This window comes from Candidatus Desulfolinea nitratireducens, from assembly GCF_982879505.1.
This window is the reverse complement of the sequence record NZ_CEYOSI010000015.1, coordinates 25,677-29,188: the sequence shown is the minus strand read 5'-3', so window position 1 is coordinate 29,188 and position 3,512 is coordinate 25,677. Positions and strand designations below refer to the sequence as shown.

Genomic DNA, 3,512 nt, shown 5'->3' with positions numbered 1-3,512 from the left:
TTTATAATTAAATCAATAAAGATAATTTAATATGCTCAGAACTCATAAAAAATACGGAAGATCATGTGGAAAAAAAACAATAATATCGCCCCTGGAAGTGGCTTCAACTTGACACATTCCTCCCCCTGTGCTAAATTTGAAAAACAGATTTTGTGAGGTAATATACATACTATGGCATAAAAAACACCATAGTTTTTCTGGAGGGTTCTATTGGCCCAATCGCGTACAAAAATAATGGTTGATCGCTTGCGTGAAATGCAAGCATCATCCCCCGATATCGAAGCGTCAGCGATTGTTAGTGTAGATGGACTGAGTATCGCGTCTGCTCTACCGCAAGAAATCGAAGAAGATCGCGTTTCTGCAATGTCAGCGGCAATGCTTTCATTGGGGGAGCGGATTGCTAGCGAGCTCGGCCGTGGGGGTTTGGAGCAAGTGTATATAAAGGGCGAAAACGGCTTTGTTGTTCTGATGGCTATTGGAGAGGAAGCAGTTCTTACAGCTTTGGCAAGTGAGAAAGCCAAATTAGGATTGATATTCCTTGATATGCGTCGCGCAGTTGAAGATCTCGGAAAATTGATTTAATGGAGCCAGCATGAGTCCTCTTGAACAAAGTGATTATTTTTACCCCAATAAATTTGGCCTGATTGCGATTAAGGCCCTGGAAGATGTCATGGGAAGAAATGGCCTGAACGCCATTCTTAATCTGGCTGGCTTAACGCATTATATTGACGGATACCCGCCTGATAACCTGGAAAAAGCTTTTAATTTTATAGAATTCTCTGCCCTGGGAGTTGCCTTGGAAGAAATGTACGGTCCACGTGGAGGGAGAGGGCTGGCCCTGCGCGCTGGTAGAGCAACCTTCTCTGATGCGCTTAAGGATTTTGGTGCCCTGGCAGGTGTTGGTGATTTGGCCTTTAAGGTTCTGCCATTACAAGCCAAACTTCGCATAGGCCTCCCTTCGATGGCAAAAATTTTCTCTCAGGTCAGCGATCAACATAGCACAGTAGAAGAAAAAGATGCAGAATTTATTTATACCATCCATAAATGTCCGGTTTGCTGGGGGCGATCTGGCTTGGATAAACCGGTCTGCTTTTTCGCCACAGGTCTCCTCCAGGAGGGCCTAAAGTGGATATCTGGTGGCCATGAATTTCGCGTAAATGAAGCGCGTTGTCATGCCATGGGCGATGAAGTTTGTGAGTTTGTCATTCAAAAAGAACCCTTAGCTACCTAAGCGCTGGCCCAAAGTGGCAGATAAAAAATCAAAGATATTGATAGTTGAAGATGATCTTGATGTTGCCGAGATGCTGAATGCTTATTTGGGTGTTCAAGGATATCAGGTTCTTGCTGCCAATTTTGGCGAAAATGGTGTTCGTTTGTGTATAGAAGAACGCCCAGATTTGGTCATCCTTGATATCCGCCTTCCTGATATTGATGGATACGAAGTCGCTCGCCGCTTAAGGAGTGATCGTCGCACAAAGAATATCCCCATCATCTTTTTAACTGAAAAACGGGATCGTGCCGATCGCTTGCAGGGTCTCGAATTGGGGGCAGATGATTATATTACCAAACCCTTTGACATTCAGGAGCTGCGCCTTCGCGTTCGAAATTCGCTTGAACGTTTGGGACAAAACTTTATGATCAATTCCGTCAGTGGTTATCCTGAAGGAGCTTTGGTAGATGAACGTCTTGAAGAATGTCTCCAAAAAAAAGATCAGGCCCTCTTATTAATTTCACTTGAAAACCTCGAAACTTTCAGGGAACGCTATGGATTTGTTGCCTCTGATGATGTCTTGCGTGCTGTCAGCTTAATGATCCATACTGCCATTCAGGAAGTTGGTAGTGCGGAGGGTTTCCTGGGGCATCTGTCCGCAACAGATTTTATTATCGTGATCCCCCCTGATAAGATTACAGCCTTGGCAGGGCGTATCGCGAATCGTCTCGAGGAATCTCTCGGTTACTTTTATCCTATGAGAGATCGAGAAGAAGCGGTCAATTGGCCTGATCGACTTGCGATTAAAACAGCTCAGATCGATCCCGATGCTGCCGTATTTCAATCTCTTGATGAACTAAAAAAAGAACTTTTATATCTGAAAAAATAGGAAAGAATTTGCGAATAATAGTAATAATACCCACATATGACGAAGCGGAGAACCTGCCCAAATTGGTCTCCGCTTTATTTTCTTTACCCCTTGACCTTCGAATTTTGGTTGTTGACGATAAAAGCCCGGATGGAACAGGCGATATAGCGGATGCCTTGGCAACTGAAAATCCTGGCAAAGTGGATGTTTTGCATCGTGAGGGGAAACTCGGACTCCGAACTGCGTATCTGACCGGAATTCAACATGCTCTCGCTACCGATGCAGATGCCATCGCCCAAATGGATGCCGATTTCTCGCATGAGCCTGCCAGGTTGGTGGAAATGGCGGAGCTTCTCAAAACGAAAGAGGTTGTTCTCGGTTCCCGCTATGTTCCCGGTGGCCGTGTGGATATGGACTGGCCCATCTGGCGAAAAGCCCTTTCTGCCTTTGGAAACTTCTATGCCCGCACCATTCTTGGCTTTAAATTAAGGGATGTGACAACAGGCTATCGGCTTTGGCGTCGGGAAACCTTGGAGGGGATGCCGCTTGACCGGATCCAGTCGAACGGTTACGTTTTCCTTGTTGAAATGGTATATATGGCATATTGCCTGGGGTATCGTTTTGGAGAGGTGCCGATCTACTTTGCAGATCGGCAATGGGGGAAGTCAAAAATGTCTTTCAAAATCCAGCGTGAAGCTGCCTTTAGAATCTGGTTGGTGCGTTGGGGGTATCGTGACTTGAGGGCAAAGAGATATTCTGCACGCGTAAAGCAATAAATCCAATTATCTGATCTCAATCCATTTCTTGGTCAATCCCCCCCATTCTTTTAAGGTTAATGTTTCTGCCCGACGAGGATCAATTTCGACTGCATGAAGCAGGTCTTCAACTTCTGTGGTTGAAATCCGCAACCCTCCTGCAAGAGCGTTGCGGAGCGTTTTTCTTTTCTGGCTGTACCCTGCTTTGGCGAGACGAAAGAAATCATCCAATAAATGAGTGGGGATGCGCGGCTCGTTATATAACTCAATCTGGATGACGGCCGAATCCACCTTTGGGGGCGGGTAGAATGCTCCGGCAGGAATATTGGCAGCGATCTCTGGTTTCCCATAGACTTGCACGCTTAACGCCAGCAGGCTCATTTTCTTTCCCTCCTCTGCGCAAATTCGTTTGGCGACTTCCTTTTGAATAGTTAAGACCATGCTGCGCGGGCGAGGATCATTTGCCAGCAGGTGACGGAGCAGGGCAGAGGTGATGTAGTAAGGAATATTGGCGACGACCAGATACTCTGGTGCATTAATGATCTCTGAAGGTGAGATCTTGAGCATATCGCCCTGGATCACGGTAATATTCGCGTAACCAGAAAGAGAGGCCTTTAGCGGTGGGATCAAATCCCCGTCAATTTCTACAGCAAGCACCTCTTTTGCTGCTGCTGCAAGA

5 protein-coding genes are annotated in these 3,512 nt (G+C 46.1%); 4 read left to right on the top strand and 1 reads right to left on the bottom strand.

Going from position 1 to position 3,512, the window contains the following annotated elements:
• Window positions 1-234: 234 nt before the first annotated feature.
• The 4 genes from AC3DOM_RS02560 to AC3DOM_RS02545 are packed head-to-tail and all read left to right on the top strand — an operon-like array spanning window position 235 to window position 2,854.
• Window positions 235-582: a roadblock/LC7 domain-containing protein gene (locus tag AC3DOM_RS02560; protein ID WP_487917459.1), complete on the top strand. Its 348-nt coding sequence runs from the start codon at window positions 235-237 to the stop codon at window positions 580-582.
• 10 nt (window positions 583-592) lie between these two features.
• Window positions 593-1,231 carry a V4R domain-containing protein gene (locus AC3DOM_RS02555; protein WP_487917457.1) on the top strand — a complete coding sequence of 213 codons (639 nt, stop codon included), beginning with the start codon at window positions 593-595 and terminating at the stop codon, window positions 1,229-1,231.
• Window positions 1,232-1,244: 13 nt separating this feature from the next.
• Window positions 1,245-2,099 carry a response regulator gene (locus AC3DOM_RS02550; RefSeq protein ID WP_487917456.1) on the top strand — a complete coding sequence of 285 codons (855 nt, stop codon included), beginning with the start codon at window positions 1,245-1,247 and terminating at the stop codon, window positions 2,097-2,099.
• Between the two features lie 8 nt (window positions 2,100-2,107).
• Window positions 2,108-2,854, top strand: coding sequence for a polyprenol monophosphomannose synthase (locus AC3DOM_RS02545; protein WP_487917455.1), 747 nt, complete (start codon window positions 2,108-2,110; stop codon window positions 2,852-2,854).
• A gap of 6 nt (window positions 2,855-2,860) precedes the next feature.
• Here AC3DOM_RS02545 and AC3DOM_RS02540 read toward each other — a convergent pair.
• Window positions 2,861-3,512, bottom strand: a 652-nt coding sequence (locus AC3DOM_RS02540; RefSeq protein WP_487917454.1) for a ribosomal RNA small subunit methyltransferase A, incomplete at its 5' end; no start/stop codon positions are given.